At 67.2% G+C, this 16,843-nt stretch carries 18 protein-coding genes; 13 read left to right on the plus strand and 5 right to left on the minus strand.

The annotated features are described in order from the left end of the window. The first annotated feature begins 55 nt into the window (after positions 1-55). On the plus strand, positions 56-1,270 hold the full coding sequence (locus HPY83_07720; protein ID NPV07832.1) for a DNA replication/repair protein RecF: 1,215 nt from the start codon (positions 56-58) through the stop codon (positions 1,268-1,270). Here the strand turns inward: HPY83_07720 and rsmG are convergent. Next, complete coding sequence (rsmG, locus tag HPY83_07725; protein NPV07833.1) at positions 1,206-1,943, minus strand: 16S rRNA (guanine(527)-N(7))-methyltransferase RsmG; 738 nt, start codon at positions 1,941-1,943, stop codon at positions 1,206-1,208. The genes HPY83_07720 and rsmG overlap by 65 nt on opposite strands. 45 nt (positions 1,944-1,988) lie before the next feature. Then, positions 1,989-2,876 (minus strand): DMT family transporter, encoded by an 888-nt coding sequence (locus tag HPY83_07730; GenBank protein NPV07834.1) that lies wholly within the window; start codon positions 2,874-2,876, stop codon positions 1,989-1,991. Positions 2,877-3,557: 681 nt separating this feature from the next. Here HPY83_07730 and HPY83_07735 point away from each other — a divergent pair. The 4 genes from HPY83_07735 to HPY83_07750 all read left to right on the plus strand — a co-directional run bounded on the left by HPY83_07735 (position 3,558) and on the right by HPY83_07750 (position 7,842). Next, entirely contained in the window at positions 3,558-4,691 is a 1,134-nt protein-coding gene (locus HPY83_07735; protein ID NPV07835.1) for a DUF362 domain-containing protein, read from the plus strand. Further along, complete coding sequence (locus HPY83_07740) at positions 4,688-5,395, plus strand: PHP domain-containing protein (GenBank protein NPV07836.1); 708 nt, start codon at positions 4,688-4,690, stop codon at positions 5,393-5,395. The genes HPY83_07735 and HPY83_07740 overlap by 4 nt, the downstream gene beginning before the upstream one ends. Positions 5,396-5,504: 109 nt before the next feature. Continuing rightward, positions 5,505-6,584 (plus strand): hypothetical protein, encoded by a 1,080-nt coding sequence (locus tag HPY83_07745; GenBank protein ID NPV07837.1) that lies wholly within the window; start codon positions 5,505-5,507, stop codon positions 6,582-6,584. 22 nt (positions 6,585-6,606) lie between these two features. Further along, a complete protein-coding gene (locus HPY83_07750) occupies positions 6,607-7,842 on the plus strand; it encodes a hypothetical protein (protein NPV07838.1) in 1,236 nt (411 codons plus the stop codon). Positions 7,843-7,853: 11 nt separating this feature from the next. Here HPY83_07750 and rsgA read toward each other — a convergent pair whose 3' ends face one another. The 3 genes from rsgA to HPY83_07765 form a co-directional block, all read right to left on the minus strand. Next, complete coding sequence (gene rsgA, locus HPY83_07755; protein NPV07839.1) at positions 7,854-8,132, minus strand: GTPase RsgA; 279 nt, start codon at positions 8,130-8,132, stop codon at positions 7,854-7,856. A gap of 66 nt (positions 8,133-8,198) precedes the next feature. Next, positions 8,199-9,029 (minus strand): amidohydrolase, encoded by an 831-nt coding sequence (locus tag HPY83_07760; protein ID NPV07840.1) that lies wholly within the window; start codon positions 9,027-9,029, stop codon positions 8,199-8,201. After that, on the minus strand, positions 9,026-9,901 hold the full coding sequence (locus HPY83_07765; protein NPV07841.1) for a sugar phosphate isomerase/epimerase: 876 nt from the start codon (positions 9,899-9,901) through the stop codon (positions 9,026-9,028). Before HPY83_07765 ends, HPY83_07760 begins: the two co-directional genes overlap by 4 nt. 254 nt (positions 9,902-10,155) lie before the next feature. Here HPY83_07765 and HPY83_07770 point away from each other — a divergent pair, with 254 nt between their 5' ends. The 8 genes from HPY83_07770 to HPY83_07805 all read left to right on the plus strand — a co-directional run bounded on the left by HPY83_07770 (position 10,156) and on the right by HPY83_07805 (position 16,804). Next, a complete protein-coding gene (locus HPY83_07770; protein ID NPV07842.1) occupies positions 10,156-10,995 on the plus strand; it encodes a sugar phosphate isomerase/epimerase in 840 nt (279 codons plus the stop codon). Between the two features lie 34 nt (positions 10,996-11,029). Continuing rightward, entirely contained in the window at positions 11,030-11,710 is a 681-nt protein-coding gene (locus tag HPY83_07775; GenBank protein ID NPV07843.1) for a DNA alkylation repair protein, read from the plus strand. A 65-nt stretch (positions 11,711-11,775) separates the two neighbouring features. Then, positions 11,776-12,228: a hypothetical protein gene (locus HPY83_07780; GenBank protein ID NPV07844.1), complete on the plus strand. Its 453-nt coding sequence runs from the start codon at positions 11,776-11,778 to the stop codon at positions 12,226-12,228. Between the two features lie 46 nt (positions 12,229-12,274). Continuing rightward, complete coding sequence (locus HPY83_07785) at positions 12,275-14,074, plus strand: gamma-glutamyltransferase family protein (protein ID NPV07845.1); 1,800 nt, start codon at positions 12,275-12,277, stop codon at positions 14,072-14,074. 150 nt (positions 14,075-14,224) lie between these two features. Further along, complete coding sequence (locus tag HPY83_07790; GenBank protein ID NPV07846.1) at positions 14,225-14,962, plus strand: class I SAM-dependent methyltransferase; 738 nt, start codon at positions 14,225-14,227, stop codon at positions 14,960-14,962. Positions 14,963-15,063: 101 nt separating this feature from the next. Beyond that, positions 15,064-15,438, plus strand: a complete 375-nt coding sequence (locus tag HPY83_07795; protein ID NPV07847.1) for an NUDIX domain-containing protein — start codon at positions 15,064-15,066, stop codon at positions 15,436-15,438. Then, positions 15,435-16,046, plus strand: coding sequence for a GNAT family N-acetyltransferase (locus tag HPY83_07800; protein NPV07848.1), 612 nt, complete (start codon positions 15,435-15,437; stop codon positions 16,044-16,046). The genes HPY83_07795 and HPY83_07800 overlap by 4 nt, the downstream gene beginning before the upstream one ends. After that, positions 16,043-16,804 carry a class I SAM-dependent methyltransferase gene (locus HPY83_07805; GenBank protein NPV07849.1) on the plus strand — a complete coding sequence of 254 codons (762 nt, stop codon included), beginning with the start codon at positions 16,043-16,045 and terminating at the stop codon, positions 16,802-16,804. The genes HPY83_07800 and HPY83_07805 overlap by 4 nt, the downstream gene beginning before the upstream one ends. Positions 16,805-16,843 lie beyond the last annotated feature (39 nt).

The raw sequence follows: 16,843 nt of genomic DNA on the forward strand, positions 1-16,843 counted from the left end.
AGGGTCTGCCATCCATCGCCCATCACCCAGCTAGGGCGGTGTGAGGCTCGCCCCGATGCGCGTAACCCGCCTCGTTCTGGCGCACTTTCGCAACTACGCCCGGGAAGAGGTACGACCCTCACCGGGCGCCAACCTCTTTCTGGGTGGCAACGCCCAGGGTAAGAGCAACCTGATCGAGGCAGTTGCCCTCCTGAGCACCACCCGTTCCTTCCGCACGGCCGTCGATCGACACCTCATCAATCGGGCCTTCCTGGATGAGCCGATCGTGCACGCCCGCCTCCTGGCAGAAGTCGAGGGGGGGCCGCACCGCACTATCGAGCTAGTGATCACTCAGGAGGCAGGGGACAGCATCGCCGGCCCTCCATCCACCCGCAAGCACCTCCGCCTAGACGGGGTCTCACACCGACTCCTGGACGCACTAGGAGTGCTGCCCACCGTGCTCTTCACCCCCGATGATGTCTCCCTGGTCGGTGGAGCCCCTTCGGGCCGACGGCGCTTCCTGGACGTGCTGCTGTGCCAGGCAAGCCGAGACTACTGCCGTGCCCTGTCCCTCTACAACCGTTGCCTCACCCAGCGCAACCACCTCCTCCGCCTCATCCGTCGCCGCCGTAGCGAACCCGATCAGCTCCTCTACTGGGACCGCCTGCTCGCGGAGAATGGAGTCCTCATCAGCCGGCAACGGGGCGATGCCATCGCCCGCATGTCGGTGGGGGCAGTCGATACCCACGAGGCCCTGGCCAGAGGCGAGCGCCTGACGCTCACCTACTTGCCCAGCACGCCCCTGGGCGAGACAACCGTCGATGGGCCCGATCCGGTGCAGCGGTGGGAGCAGGCATACCAGGCCATGCACGAGACGGACCTGGACCGGGGCGTCACCACGGCGGGGCCGCATCGCGATGACGTGGCAGTGGAGATAGACGGGATGGAGGCCGCCAGCTATGCCTCTCGGGGGCAGATGCGGACGGCAGCGCTCACTCTGCGGCTGGTGGAGGCGGACTATCTCCGTCAGGAACTGGGCCGTCGGCCCGTCCTGCTCTTTGATGACGTCATGTCAGAGCTGGATGCTGCCCGGCGCCGGGCTCTGGAGCAGGTCATGCTGGACTCAAGCCAGTCCCTCATCACCGGCCTGGATCAGGAGCCTTTCAGCTGTAGCTTCCTTCGCGCCGCCCGCGTATTCGCCATTTCGGCCGGACGAGTGGAGCTACTCAGACCGCCCGGAGAGGACGCCGGGACGGGACTCCCGGCCGACGGGGATACTCCGGAGGGGTAAGGCTCGTCTTGCGGAGCACTACCAGCGACCTAGGCAGAGCGGTCCCGGGCACCTCGACCCGCAGCACTCGCTCCACCCGTCCCCCGAGCACGGCCACGGCGTGCTCTGCTCGGACCACCTCTTCCTCCACCTCTTCTCCCTTCTGAGCCACTACCAGACCCTGGCGACGGGCCAAGGGCAGGCAGTACTCCGCCAGAACGGCCATCTCCGCCACCGCTCGTGCCAGCACCACGTCGTAGGACTCCCGGTGCAGGGGGTCCCGCCCCACCTCTTCGGCGCGGGCGTTCACCACCGTCACGTTCGTCAGCCCCAACTCGCGCGACACCTCCTCCAGGAAAGTGCACTTCTTGCCCACCGCCTCGATCAGGGTGAGGCGAGCCTGAGGCCACACAATCTTGACCGGTAACCCCGGGAAGCCCGCTCCAGTGCCTACGTCCGCCAGGCGGCAGGCAGCTCCGCGACGGACGGCCTCGAGGAGAGCAGGAGCCGCCAGCAGGCAGGTGAGCGAGTCGGCGAAGTGTCGTACTTGCACCTGCTCGTAGTCGGTGATGGCAGTGAGATTGAACCGCTGGTTCCACTCCACCAGCAGTTCGTAGTAACGCTGAAACACCGGGAGGTGCTCGGACCGTAGAGGCAGACCCAGGTCCCGAGCCGCCCTCAGCAGCTTGTCCATAGGCCAGATTCTAGCCGGCCGCCAACCCGGCTGCCAGGTGCCGGCTCAGTCCGCCCGGCGTTGCGTGGCGGAAGTGGTTGTCTTCCGCACGTTCACCAGCACCACCCCGACTAGGGCTAGCACCCCTCCTCCGAGGGACACCGGTGACGGCGCCTCCCCCAACCAGAGCCAGGCGATCAAGGTGGCTAACGGGGGAGATAGGAAGAGGAAGGCCGACGCCTGCGAGGCAGGCATCTGGGAGAGCACGTAGGTCCAGCTCACGTAGGCCACCGCCGCGGGGAAGACGCCCAGGTAGACGGCCGCCAGAGTGGCCGACATGGGAGCCTGGCGCACCGCTGCTGGAAGCGACAGGCCGAAGGGCAGCATCAGCACCGTTCCCACCCAGATAGCGTAAGTGGTGAGAGGCAAGGCGCGATAACGCTGCAGCAGTCTCTTCTGCAGGACGAAGTACAGACTGGTGGCGATGGCCGACACCAGGATAAGCAGAACTCCGGGTTCCAAGCGCATCTGCTCCCCCTCGCCCAGCGCGATGACGGTCACTCCCACGAAGCTTACTCCTATGCCGGCCCACCCCGGCGCCGACAACCGTTCTCCCAGCCAGAGCCACCCCAGAGCGGCGGTCACCACGGGAGCCGCATTGACGAGAAAGGCGGCCGGACCGGCGCCCACGGTAAGCTCGCCGTAGTTCAATGTCAGGTGGTAGACGGTGATTCCTAGGAGACCGGCCAAGGCTATCTGCGGAAGGTCTTCTGGCCGGGCCACACGCATGCGGGTGATGACCGCGTAAACAGCCAGTACGGTGGAAGCGATCACGAATCGAAACAGCGCCAGCTCCCCAGGGCCGTACCCGGCCAAGGCCGCCCGTATTCCCGCGAAGGCTGAGGCCCACAGCACTAGCGTCACCGAAGCCGCCGCCAGGGCCCCAAGGCTCAAGTTACGTCTGCTCATGGACTCCTTTCCCCCAAGCAACGCCGCCATATACTGCGGCAGTCCGGCGGGTACCGCAACAAAGCCGGCGGCATGAGCTCAGGGTCGGGGGAGGTGGCCCCGTCCACGCGCCCACCCCGTAGCGATGGGGAGCCACAGCAGGCCGAGCCTGCCTGAGCGAGCTGGCGGAGTCTCCCAGTCACCGGGAGCTGCTGAGCCAGGTGGATGGGCCGGCTGAGCCGCCTGTGCCGCCGCGGCCCGCTTACCCCCGAGCAGTTCGCGCGCCCACGCGCGAAAGGGTCCCAGCAGCACCCGTCCCAGTCCCAAGCGCCACCGCACCTGGGGTCCGATAGCCCCCGAGGAGTTCGCGCGCCCACGCGCGAAGGGGTCCCGGCGGCACCCGCGGCCGCCCTGGGCAGGCACGAAGCGTCACGGCGGAACCGTGGCTGGCGGTCCTGCGCCTGCGGCCGGTCGGCGTGGCATGCGTCGTGAGCAGCGCCAGCGAGGAGTCGCGCTGCACGCCGATGCTGGACACCGGGCGACGCGGTTCATATACTGAATAAAGGCGCTCTTAGCAGATACCCCCTGGAGGTTGCCTTGATAGACCCCGCCAGCTTCCCTGGCAGAGGCAAAGTGGCCGTGCTCCGCACCGCGCCGGAGACGGTTGTCGAGGACGTCGGCCGCCTCATGCACATGGCGGACTACCGGGCTGCCCTGCCTCAGGGCCGCCGCACCATTCTCAAGATCAACATCTCCTGGCAGCAGTGGTACCCAGCCTGCTCCACCACCCCCTGGCAGCTCGAAGGCGTGATAGTCCGGCTGCTAAAGGACGGCTACAGCGACCTCGTCGGCGCCCACAACCGCACCGTGGTGGTAGATGCCTACGTGGGCGAGGTTAACAACAAGCACAAGCTGGTCACCGACCGGCACGGGGTCCCCGTGGTGCACCTCTACGAGCCCGAGGTAGAGTGGATCACTTACGAGCCCAGGCAGCCGTTCCTGGTATTGGATCGTATCTTTCCTGACGGTGTCCGCATCCCCAAGATGTTTGTGGGGAGCAACATCATCCAGCTGCCCACGGTGAAGACACACGTCTTCACCACCATCACCGGCGCCATGAAAAACGCCTTTGGCGGCCTGCTCAGCGAACGGCGCCACTGGACCCACGCCTGCATCCATGAGACCTTGGTGGACCTACTCATGATCCAACAGGACATCCACAGCGGCCTCTTCGCCGTGATGGATGGCACCTTTGCCGGAGATGGACCCGGGCCCAGAGCCATGCGCGTACACGAGAAGGACATGATCCTGGCTTCTGCCGACCAGGTGGCCATCGACGCCATCTCGGCCAAGCTTCAGGGCTTCGACCCCCTGTCCATCCCCTTCATACGTCTGGCCCACGAGCGCGGCTTAGGCGTCGGCGATCCCAGACAGATCGAAGTCGTAGGCACCGACATCTCAGGGGTAGACTGGCACTTCCAGACGGCCGACACCTTCGCCTCATGGGGGCAGAAGCTCATCTACCACGGCCCCCTCAAGCCATTCGAGAAGCCGCTCCTGCAGTCTCCCATCGTGCCCTGGTCCTACTTGGCATCTCGCGCTTACTACGATGGCTTCTGGTATCCCTTCGTCGGCTATCCTCGCGTGAAAGAAGCCCTGCGCAGCAAGTGGGGTCGCCTGTTCGACGAGTACGGGGGAGTGCCAGCTCACATCGAGCCTCTCTATCGGCCCGAGGTGGGCCTGGGCGTGGCCACCGGAGCGGCAGCCGCCGGCCTGGGCGTGCTCGCTTCTCGACGGATGCGCTGCAGGCGCAGGAGGTGACCCGCCCTCTACCGGTGCCCGCCGACCGGCTGGCCGTGGATCTGCACGTGCACACGCTCTATTCCAAGGATTCGCTCAGCACCCTGGAAGATCTCATCGCCGCCGCTCAGGCCGTGCGCCTCAGCGGCCTGGCCATCACCGATCACAACCAGATCGAGGGAGCCTTGCGCCTGCGCGATGCCGCGCCCTTCGCCGTCATAGTGGGCGAAGAAGTCCAGACCGCGGAGGGCGAGATCATCGGGCTGTACCTAGAGCGCCGAATCCCGGCCGGCCTCTCGCCCGAGGAGACCGTCGCCGCCATCCGGGAGCAGGAGGGGCTCGTCTACCTGCCCCACCCGTGCGACCGCATCCGTCGCAGCACCCTGAGCCAGGCAGCCATCGAGCGTATCATCGGCCAGGTGGATGCCGTCGAGGTGATCAACGCCCGCGTCCTCTCCTCCCGGCAGAACGCCGAGGCCTGGGAGCTGGCCGAGCGGCACGGCATCGCCATGGGCGCGGGAAGCGATGCCCACACTCCGGGCGAGCTGGCGGGAGCTTACGTGCTTCTGCCCCTGTGTGACCTCACAGATGCTTCCTCGTTCGGTAATGCGCTGCGTCGGGCCCGGCCCATGGGAGGGCTGAACAGCCCTCTGGTTCACCTATCCAGCACTCTGGCCCGCCTGAGGAAGCGGCTCAAGGTGCCTTCGCGGTCGGTGCTGGGCTGAGCGCACGTGCCATGTGCCGGTAAGACGGGAAGGACCAACGCATCAGATACGGTCAAGCACATGGCCGGAGCCAGGGCAGCGCCTTCCGGCCGTCAGGGAGGGTAAGTGCATGCACTACAAGGAAGATTGGGCGGAGGCCCAAGCCCGGCTTCTCGCCTGGTGGGAAGGCGAAGTGCTCGACCGCCCCTGCCTGCAGGTGACCGCGCCCCAGTCCGGCCAGGCGGAGCAGTATCACACTGCCCTCTGTCGGCCCCCGTCGGTGGGGCTGGAGGAGTGGTGGACCGACGTGGAGCGGATCGTAGAGCGCACCGGGCGCCGAATCGCGGCCACCTTCTACGGCGGCGAGGCCTTTCCCCTCTTCAACCCCAACTTGGGTCCTGATCTCTTCGCCGCCTACCTGGGAGCCCCCCTCCGTTTCCTCGACACCCACACCAACTGGGTCGAGCACATCCTGGACGACTGGGCACTGGCGGACCTGGCCATCCGCGAGGATAACCGCTGGTGGCGCCTCCAGCTCCAGCTCCTGCAGGCGGCTCAGGAGGCTGGCCGCGATCGCTGGATCACCGGCATACCAGATACCCACGCCGGAGGCGACGCCCTCTCGGCCCTCCGGGGCAACGCCCGCCTGTGCACCGACCTCTACGACCAGCCCCATCAGGTGCGCCAGGCCCTCGCCAGCCTGGACCGGGCTGTGGCTCAGGCGTACGACCGGTATTTCGACGTCGTCGAGGTCGAGCGCTACGGCAGTAGCAGTGGCTGGCTCCCCTCCTGGTACCAGGGCCGCACGGACGCCGTGCAGTGCGACTTCATCGCCCTCATCTCGCCTGCCATGATGCAGGAGTTCATCCTTCCTTCCATTGCCTTCCAGGCCCGCCTCCTGGACCGGGCCATCTTCCACCTGGACGGACCCGACGCCATCAGGCACCTGGACGCGTTGATGGCCCTCCCCGAAATCCACGCCATTCAGTGGGTGCACGGAGCCGGCCGCGAGCCCATGACCCGCTGGGTGCCCCTGCTCCGCCGCATCCAGGCGGGGGGCAAGAGCCTGCACATCTCGGCCACCCCTGCAGAGGTTCCCGCCCTTCTGGAGGCGCTGCGCCCCGAGGGCCTGATGATCCACACTCATACCGACACAGAAGACGAAGCCCGTGCCCTCCTGCGCTCCGTGTCGCTCTACGCGCGGGCCTGAACCCGACCCAGGAGGACCAGCCGTGGCCCTTCCCCCTAGAGACGCCGTCGTGCTACGCACCCTGGCCTCCCGGATAGCCGAGGCTGCCACCCTGCCGGAGCAAGAGCAGCGCAAGAGCCTCTGGTATGCCACCAATGCCCTTCGCCCACGCCGCCCGATCGTCTTCTGCTCGCCCGAGGGAGCCTGGGAGGAACTCCTGCCCGAGAGCACACTGCAATGCACCGATCCTCTATCGCGCGACTGGGAGCGGCGTCTGAGAATGCGCCTGTACGCCTGGGAGCACTTCGACGACGACGTCGTGCTGGACGCGGCCTTTCCGCTCGGGCACGTGTACACCGACTCCGGCTGGGGGATGCAGCCCGAGAAGGTCTTTAGCGACCAACCACGCGGGGCCTACTACTGGTACGGCCCTCTGAAGCAGGAAGCCGACCTGGACAGGCTCACCTCACCTCGAGTGGAGGTGAACTGGCCGGAGACCGAAAGACGCCTGGCCCTGGCCCAGGAGCTGTTCGATGGCCTGCTGCAGGTGCAACTCAAGGGCCGCTTCTGGTGGTCTGTGGCCCTCATCGGCGAGTTTGCTCAGCTCCGAGGGCTGGAGCAGGTGCTGTTGGACATGTGCGAGCGACCGGCCTGGGTGCATCGTGTCATGCGCTTCCTCATGGAGGGGCGGCTGCACTGGCTGGAAGACCTGGAAGGGCAAGGATTGCTGGCCCTCAACAACGGCAACGACTATGTCGGCTCTGGCGGCTTCGGCTGGACGGACGAGCTCCCCGCTCCCGACTTCGACGGCAAGCGGGTCAGGACCCGCGACATGTGGGGCTTCGCCGAGGCTCAGGAGATCAGCGGCGTATCCCCTGCCATGCACGAGGAGTTCGTCCTAGAGTACCAGCTCCCCATCCTGGATCGCTTCGGCCTCAACTGCTACGGCTGCTGCGAGCCCCTGCACCACAAGCTCGACATGCTTCGCCGCGTGCCCCGCTTGCGCCGTATCTCCATCAGCCCCTGGTGCGAGCGTGGCCTGGCGGCCGAAGCCCTCGCGGACCGGTACGTCTACTCCTGGAAGCCCCACCCAGGATACTTGGCCGACGTCGTCTTCGACCCCGAGGCCGTGCGCGGCTACCTGCGGGAGACGCTGGACATCACCCGTGGGTGTGTGGTGGAAATGGTCCTCAAGGACACCCACACCTGCAACGGCCAGCCGGAGCGCTTCGACCTCTGGACCCGGATTGCCAAGGAGGAGGCCGAGCGCGCCGCCTAGCGGGGCGGCTCCTACAGCTCCCGGCTGACCAAGACCTTGCCACTGCTATCATAGTGCGCCGTCGAAATGCTTCCCCGGGGCCACCGCCTGCCGAACAGCACCCGGTAGCGGGCCATCTGCTGCGGATGCCTGTACCGGCCGCATTCCTGGACGTCCTCCGCCAGGTCCACCTTGTTGAGGTAGATCGGGAGCTGGGGACGGTTGCGGGCAGCCGTGAAGAGGTACCGTTCCACCAACCCGGACCAAACCGTGGGGTCACGCCAAGAGGTCACCACCAGCAGCTGATCCACGTTGGCGGCGATGACCTGGCTCAGGTGAGGATGGGACGCGTCCGGCCTGCCCGGGCGGTGCGACCTCTATGCCGCGTCGCCGCCGAAGGGCCAGAGCCGGAGTGCCGTGCGCCCCAGAACCCACTCCAACTCATCGGGCAACAGGAAGGTCATGTGATCCCTGACCACCGCCAGCGTCTGCCCGTAACTGGCCCGTTCCAGGCATACCGGCCAGTCGGTGGCCCACATGATGCGCTCGGGGCCGAAGGCATCCCGCACCCGAGCCACTAGACCGTGCGTGTCGGCCCAGGGATATCTCTGCCCGGACAGGGACCAGGTATGGCTGATCTTGATGAAGGCTCTGGGGAAGCGCGCCATCGCCAGGACGGCCCGCACCTGCTCGGGGTCGGACGGGTCGGCGTCCGCCATGTGGTCAATGCACACGTCCAGCTCCGGGTGCCGCTCCATCAGCCGGGCCAGGTCCGCCAGTCGCGGCGGCCGCGTCAGGATGAGTATAGGCACCTGCAGATGCTCCGCCCGGGCGAACAGCGGGTCCATGAGGGGGCCAGTGAACCAGTCTCCCGAGGCGTCCGCGGCAGGACTGAGGCGAACCCCGTGGAAATGGTCCTCTTCCACCAGGCGGCTGAGGTGATCGGGGGCCATCGGGTCCTCAGGGTTGACCCGGCACACCGCCATGAACCAACCGGGAAACCGCCGCAAGGCGTCGGCCACGTAGCGGTTGTCCCACCGGTACTGGATGGGCTGCACCAGCACCGTACGGTCCACACCGTGGGCCCGCATGAGCTCCAACAGCATCTCGGGGGTGTAGTCCTTCTCCGGCGGGTTCGCCGTCTCCCTCGCCCAGGGGAAGGCGGGGTCGTTCTTCCAGACGTGAACGTGCGAATCCACGACCATCAGCGTCCTGCCTCCTCATCCGAGGCCGCGACCCCTCGCTCCCGCCGGGTCCCGACCCGCCGCAGGCTACCCGCCACCGTGGCGCATCCGAGCTCGGGCCGATCGGCCCGCATCCACCGGAAGCACTCCACCGATATGTACCCGCGATAGCCGATCCGCACCAGCGCCTCCACGAAGCCATCCACATCCAGCTCGTCCCCTTCCTCGCCGGGCACCAGGAACTCCTGGTACGGGTACCGTCCCCGGACCCCCTTGAGGTGGCAGTGCACGATGTGCGGCCCCAACAGACGAACGGTATCGCCGATGTCGCTCCCCAGTATGTGGAAGTTAGTGATGTCGCACAGGACCTTGAGTCGGTCCGAGCCCACGTGATCCATCAAGACCAGGCACTTGCCCGGAGCGTCAATGATGTGCGCCTCGTGGTTGTGGATGGCCAGGTTGACGCCTAGCTTCTCCGCCATCTCGCACAGGCGCCGAAGCACCTCGATCAGAAGCTTCCAGGCGGCCGTGTCCCCCTCGGGTAGCCACCCGGGCAGGAAGTTCACGTTCCGGGAGCCCAACTCGTAGGCGATCTGCAGGAGGCTGCCCCAGAACCCGAGGGCGCCGTCGAGGTCGTCCCGGGCGTAGTTGACCAGAGCGGGGGCGGTGTAGGGATTGATGGCACTCACGGCCAGGCCGGTCTCTTCCAGCAGCCCCCGCGCCCGCTCGATCTGAGGCCCCAGTGGCTCCGCGGTGCGCAGATGCGCTTCCGGGCCACACACGATCTCTACCGCGTCGTAACCGGCCCGGGCCAGCCTTCTGATGACCTCATCGAAGGGGCTGTCCACCAGCCCGCCCGAATGGAACGACACCCCGATGCTGGCCTCTTGAGCCACCTGATCGTCTCCCGTGCGGCGAATTCGTGTGCGTTCCTAACACAGCTCCCGCTGCCGGTCAATCAGGCTTGCCGTTCCCTCCGCCTCTCGCGGGGCGGACAGGGTCGCCCCCCCTACGGGCGGCGCCCGGTAGGGGCAGGCCACCGTGCCTGTCCCGCGACCGGCCGCCAGATGGCGCTTGCCGAGCCGAGCCTCCGCTCCTACCATAGCCGCAGGCGCACCAGGGCCGTGCCAGGCGCTGTTGGAGGTGATGCGTGAGACTGGGTGGACCGGTGTTGACTGACTACGAGGGTCCCGACGCGTGGGTCGCCGCCCTGCGCCAGCGGGGTTACTCTGCCGCCTACTGCCCGGTGGAGGCCAGCGCCGACGATGCCACCGTGAGGGCGTACGAGAAGGCTGCCCGGGCCGCCGACATAGTCATCGCCGAGGTGGGCGCCTGGAGCAATCCCCTCAGCCCCGACCCAGAGACCCGCCGGGCCGCCCTGGCCAGGTGTAAAGAGCAGCTTCACCTGGCCGACCGCATCGGAGCCCGCTGCTGCGTCAACATCGCCGGCTCCCGCGGCCCGTCCTGGCACGGCCCCCATGCCGATGACCTGACCGAGGCCACGTTCGGCCTCATCGTGGAGACCGTACGCGAGATCATTGATGAGGTCGAGCCCTCGCGAACCTACTACACCCTCGAGACCATGCCCTGGCTCTACCCCGACTCCCCCGACAGCTACCTCAGCCTCCTGGAGGCGATAGACCGGGACCGCTTTGCCGTGCACTTGGATCCCGCCAATCTGGTCTGCAGCCCCCAGCGGTACTTCCACACTGGCCGCCTCCTGCGCGAGTGCTTCGATAAGCTGGGACCCTTCGTGCGCAGTTGTCACGCTAAGGACGTCGTTCTCGCCGATCGTTTCATGGTGCACCTGGACGAAGTACGTCCCGGCCTGGGTAACCTGGACTACGTCACCTTCCTGCGCGAGCTCTCCCGCCTACCCGCCGATACGCCTCTCATGCTGGAACACCTGGCCACTGAGGAGGAATACCGCGCCGCAGCCGACCACATCCGGTCCCTGGCCGCGGCCCACAACCTGGCCCTCCACCCGTAGCGCCACCCCGTACCCGGTGAGATCGAGGCAGTCGGTGACTTACGACGAGGTACTGAGCGAACTGGAGGCCAGGGCCGACCCGGACTCGTTGGCCGGCATGGCCCGCTTTGGGATCACACCTGCCCGAGCCCTGGGCGTGCGCCTGCCCGCCCTGCGCCGTCTGGCCCGACGCATCGGTACCGATCGGGCCCTCGCCGCCCATCTCTGGGAGGAGGGAGTACGCGAGACGCAGATTCTGGCCTCCATGGTGGACGACCCGGCTCAGGTCACCGAGGACCAGATGGAAAGCTGGGCGGCGGAGTTCTCCTACTGGGAGATCTGCGACCAGGTCTGCATGAACCTATTCGCCAGGACCCCCCTGGCGTGGGCCAAGGCCCTGGAGTGGTCTGCCAGGCCGCAGGAGTTCGTCAAGCGGGCCGGCTTCGTCCTCATGGCTTGCCTGGCGGTCAGCGACAAGAAGGCCGCCGATGGCGCCTTCGAGCCCTTCTTCCCCCTCATCGAGCGCCAGTCCGATGATGACCGGACCAACGTGCGCAAAGCGGTGAACTGGGCCCTGAGACAGATTGGCAAGCGCAATCCAAGTCTGTGGCGCCAGGCGGTGGCAGTCGCTAGGCGCCTTGCCTCCGGCGGCGACCGCACCTCACGATGGATCGGCAGGGACGCTCTCAAGGAGTTGACCAGCGAGGCGGTCCGGGAGCGCTTGCAGATCGAGTGAACGGCGGCTAGTCTTGAGCTCGCGCGGCGCGTCCGTCGCCGATGCCAGACTTGGAGGTCGGACCCATGCAGAAAGCCAACCTCTTCGGCGCGGAGGCCGAGACCGTCGGCCACATCTCTCGCGGCGCCGACGAGATCCTTCAGGCGGAGGAGGCCGTGATCGAGAGAAGCCTCTTGGCGGCTGTAGTTGCCCGAAACGACGCCAGCGTGTCCAAGAGCCTTACCCTTGCCACTGTGGCCGGCCATGACGTCCAGCTAAGCCAGTCCGGCGGCTCGGCCGTGGTTGCTGGCCACGACGTCAGCTTGAGCCAGGGGGGCGCCGGCCTCATTCTCACTGGCGGCGATGCCCACGTGGACGGAGGCTTCGTCGGTTTGGTGGCCTCCGGCAAGGTAGCCCTGACCGGAGGGTCGCGGGTGCTGCTGACCCTCCCCCTGGCTGTGGGCCTGGGGGTCGCCCTGGGCGTCACCTTCGCCCTCCTGCAGCTCCTGTTCCGGGGCAAGCCCGCCCGCACCAGCTAGCCGGCGCTCATCCGGCGCTACGCCAACCAAGTACACAGGAGAGACTATGCCAGCCTTTACCACCCGACCGGTGGTCATGGGGAAGCGCGGTGTGGTGACGTCGGGTCACTACCTGGCCACTGCCGCCGGCTTCCGCATCATGGAGCGGGGCGGCAACGCCGTGGACGCGGCTGCCGCCATGTGCTTCTGCCTCAACCTGCTGGAACCGCAGAGCAACGGCATTGGAGGCGAAGTGCCCACCCTGATCTACTCGGCGAGGGAGGAACGAGCCTATGCCGTCAGCGGCATGGGCTGGTCGCCGGAGGCCTTCACCATCGAGTGGTGCCAGCAGCATGGAATCGACCTCATCCCCGGAGACGGCTTTCTTCCCGCCTGCGTCCCCGCCGTGGTCGGCACCTGGGCCCTGGCGCTGGCTCGCTTCGGCACCATGAGTTTTGCCCAGGTGCTGCAGCCCGCCATCGAGCTGGCCGAGGACGGCTTCCCCATCTATCCTGGCCTGCGCCAGGCCCTCCAGGACGGACGGCAGAAGTACACCGAGCTCTACCCCACCACCGGAGCCCTCTACTGCCCGACTGGTCGCGTCCCCGAGGTGGGCGAGGTGTTCCGCAACCGCGAGTGGGCCGAGGTGCTGAAGGGCATGTGCCGGGCGGAGGCGCATGCCGCCGCCAGGGGGCGGGTTGCCGGGATCGAGGCTGCCTCCGATTTCTTCTACCGGGGCGAGGTCGCCGCCCGCATCGTGGACTACATCAGCTCCCACCCGGTCGAGGACGCCAGCGGCAGCGCCCACACCGGTCTGCTCTCCCTGGGAGACATGGCAGACTGGGAGCCTCGGCTGGAGAGCCCGGTCACCTACACCTACCGCGGCCTGGAGGTGCACAAATGCTCCTCCTGGACTCAGGGTCCGGTGTTCCTCCAACAGCTGGCCGTGCTCGAGGGCTACGATCTGGCTGCCATGGGTCACAACTCGGTGCAGTACCTGCATACCCTCATCGAATGTACCAAGCTCGCCTTCGCCGATCGGGAAGCCTACTACGGCGATCCCCTCTTCGACGACGTTCCCTTCGAGGCCCTGCTCTCGGCGGAGTACTGCGCTCGCCGCCGTGAGCTGGTGGGCGATCGGGCGTCGCCGGAGCTGCGGCCGGGAGACGTGGGGCGGGGCTTCCCCGACTACGTCACCCGCTCCGTCCTGGAAGACAACCGGCAGGCGCTGGAGGTCGAGGGCCGAGAAGTGCGCGACCTAGGGCTGGGCCACGCTCACGTGGGCGACACCACTCACCTGGACGCGGTGGATCGGGAGGGCAACATGGTGGCCGCCACTCCCAGCGGCGGCTGGCTGGGTTCCTCTCCCGTCATCCCCGGCCTCGGCTTCCCTCTGGGCACCCGGGGCCAGATGTTCTACCTGAACCCGCGCCGACCCAACGCCCTCCAGCCCCACAAGCGCCCCCGCGCCACCTTGACTCCCACCCTGGTCACCCGGGATGGCCGGCCCTACATGGTCTTCGGCACCCCGGGAGGCGACTGCCAGGATCAGTGGACTCTTCAGTTCTTCCTGAACTACGTGGACTTCGGCATGGACATGCAGGAGGCGCTGGACGCGCCCACCGTGCACAGCATGCACTTTCCGTCCTCCTTCTACCCCAGAGAGGGCTTTCCTGGCCGCATGGTGGTGGAGGGCCGCCTCTCCCCCGAGGTGATTCGCGGGCTCGAGAGCCGCGGTCACCAGGTGGAGGTCACCGGCGACTGGGTCAACGGCAAGACCATGGCCATTCGGCTGGACGGAGGGCGCGGAGTCATCATGGGGGGCGTCGCCCCCAAGGGGATCATCGGCTACGCTCTGGCTTGGTAGGTTGCCCTGGGGCCCGGAGCCGGGCGTTGGTTGCCCTGGGGAGCCCTGCCCTCTCCGCGCAATGGGTGTCGCGCCCGGCCGGGACGGCTGCCGTGCGCTCTCCTTGGCAAGCCGCACCGGGCGCCCAGTCCCACAGACATCGGAGGCGTCGTGAACTTCTTCGACCTGGTCAACATATCCGAGAGGTACATGGAGCTGGTCAACCCCGCCAGCCCCGAGAAGGTTCTGGAGGTCGGCCGGGTACTGGGCCTGAACGCCGACTCCCGCGTCATAGACTTCGGCTGCGGGTACGGCGAGCCCCTGGCCCTGTGGGCGGGGGCCTACGGCATCTCTGGCATAGGCATTGACGTTCGGGAGCACGCCTGCGCTCGGGCGCAGGAGAAGATGGCCGCCCGAGGGCTGGAGGGCCGCATACAGATCGTCTGTGGCGACGCGGCCCAGTACCGGTTCCAAGAGCACTCCTACGACGACGCCGTGTGCATAGGAGCCTCCTTCATCTGGAAGGGCTTTCAGCCTACCGTGGCCGCCATGGGAAGCGCTATCGTGCCCGGCGGTCGGCTCGTGGTTGGGGAGCCCTACTGGCTGTCCTCTACCGTACCCCCGGAATACGCTCAGTCTGGGGGGTTCCACACCGAGACGGAGTTACTGCGCATCGTTAGGGAGGAAGGCTACGATCTGGAGTACGTGGTGCGCTCCAGCCACGACGACTGGGACCGCTACGAGTCCGGCAACTGGTACGGGCTCATCCGCTGGCTGGAGGGCAACCCCGATCACCCGGAGCGACACGAGGTGGTGGAGCACCTGCACCGCAGACAGGACGAGTACTTTCGTTACGCGCGCGAGTACCTGGGCTGGGCAATGTACGTCCTCAGCCCGGCCCAGTCGTGACCGTGGCAACCATAGACGCTACCTGGTACCGCCGCCCGCCCGACGTTCCGGAGCGCACCTCCGCCGGAGGTGTGGTGGTGCGAAGGGAAGGCGATACCTTGATGGTGGCCCTGGTGAAGGAGGGCGACTTCCCCGGGTTCATCCTCCCCAAAGGACGCCTGGAGCCCGGCGAGGCTTGCGAGGAGGCCGCTCGCCGGGAGATCGCCGAGGAGTCGGGGCTGGAGGACCTGCGGCTGCTGGGCTACCTAGGCACTCGGGAGCGCCTCAGCTTCGACCGCCGCTGGTGGATCATCACCCGCTACTACCTCTACCTCACCTCCCAGACTGGCGGGGAACCCAGCGACGCTTCGCACGATTACGTGCTTCGCTGGTTCCCTCTGGACGACCTGCCGGACTTCACCTGGCCCGAACAGCACCAGTTGCTCCAGACCAGCCACGAGACCATACGCCGACTGGCGGAGAAGGGGCGACTATGACTTCTGAACGCCAGGCAGTGGACCTTTCCTGCTATCCCCTGACGCCCGGTCGCTGGGCCGATTTCCAGGCCTTGTTCGGCGAGCGCGGCGCCTGCGGCGGCTGCTGGTGCATGTGGTGGCGCCTTGCCCGGGCTCAGTTCGAGCGCGGCAAAGGTGAGGGCAATAGGGAGGCCATGCGGTGCCTCGTCCACTCGGGCGAGGTGCCGGGCATCCTGGCGCACGACGGTGGCCGAGCCGTGGGCTGGTGCTCTATCGGTCCCCGTGACGCGTTCCCGGCGCTGGACCGTACTCGCCTCCTCAAGAGGGTAGACGACCGGCCGGTCTGGTCAGTGGTGTGCTTCTTCGTAGCCCGTCCCTATCGTCGGCGCGGCGTGAGCAGAGCCCTGCTCTCGGCAGCGGTGGAGTATGCCCGCGAACGGGGGGCCGACGTGGTCGAGGGCTATCCGGTGATCCCCAAGAAGGAGCGCCTGCCCGATGCCTTCGCCTACACCGGGCTTCTCTCGACCTTCACCGCAGTCGGTTTCCGGGAGGTCCTGCGGCGCTCCGACAACCGGCCTATCGTGCGCCTGTACCTGAGCCCCGTGGCCAGCGAGGCCCCCTCCTCATGACGCATCGGCGGTCCGCACGCGACGTCTTCGGCAACCGGGCCAGCTACTACACCACCAGCCCCGTCCACGTGGACCCCGCCAACCTGGCTGATTTGGTGGGCCTGGCCCACCCAAAGCCACACTGGTATGTCCTGGACGTAGCCACTGGGACCGGTCACACCGCCTTCGCCTTCGCTCCCCTGGTCAAGCTGGTCGTGGGCTTGGATCTCACCCCCGAGATGCTGGCCGAGGCAATGGAGCTGCGCCGCAGGAAGGGGCTCACCAACGTGCAGTTTTGCCAGGGCGATGCCCACGCCCTCCCCTGCTCCTCCGGTTCCCTGGATCTGATCACCTGCCGCCGCGCCGCCCACCACTTCGCCGACTTGCCCCTGGCCCTATCCGAGGCCCACCGCGCGCTACGGCCCGGTGGCCTGCTTCTGGTTCACGACCGCAGCGTGCCCGAGGATGACTTCGTGGACGCCACTATGAACCGGCTGGATCGTCTTCACGACCCCTCGCACGTCCGGGAGTACCGCCCCTCGGAGTGGGCCGCGAGCCTTGAGGGGGCCGGGTTCTCTCTGGAGCACCTGTCGCTTTCCTCCCAGCACCGGCCCGTCTCCTCGCTCACCGACAACGCCGGCCCGGCTGAGGTAGCCGAGATCCTCTCCCTGCTACAGGGGTTGACGGAGCCCGAGCGGTGGGCCCTCAACCTCACCGGGGCAGGCCCGGAGATGCGCACCGACCACTGGTACGTCACCGCCCTGGCCCGCAGAGCCTGATAGGCGTCCTCCCACCGGCAACCGAAAACGGCCCACCGA

This window comes from Anaerolineae bacterium, from assembly GCA_013178015.1.
Lineage (GTDB): Bacteria > Chloroflexota > Anaerolineae > DRVO01 > DRVO01 > Ch71.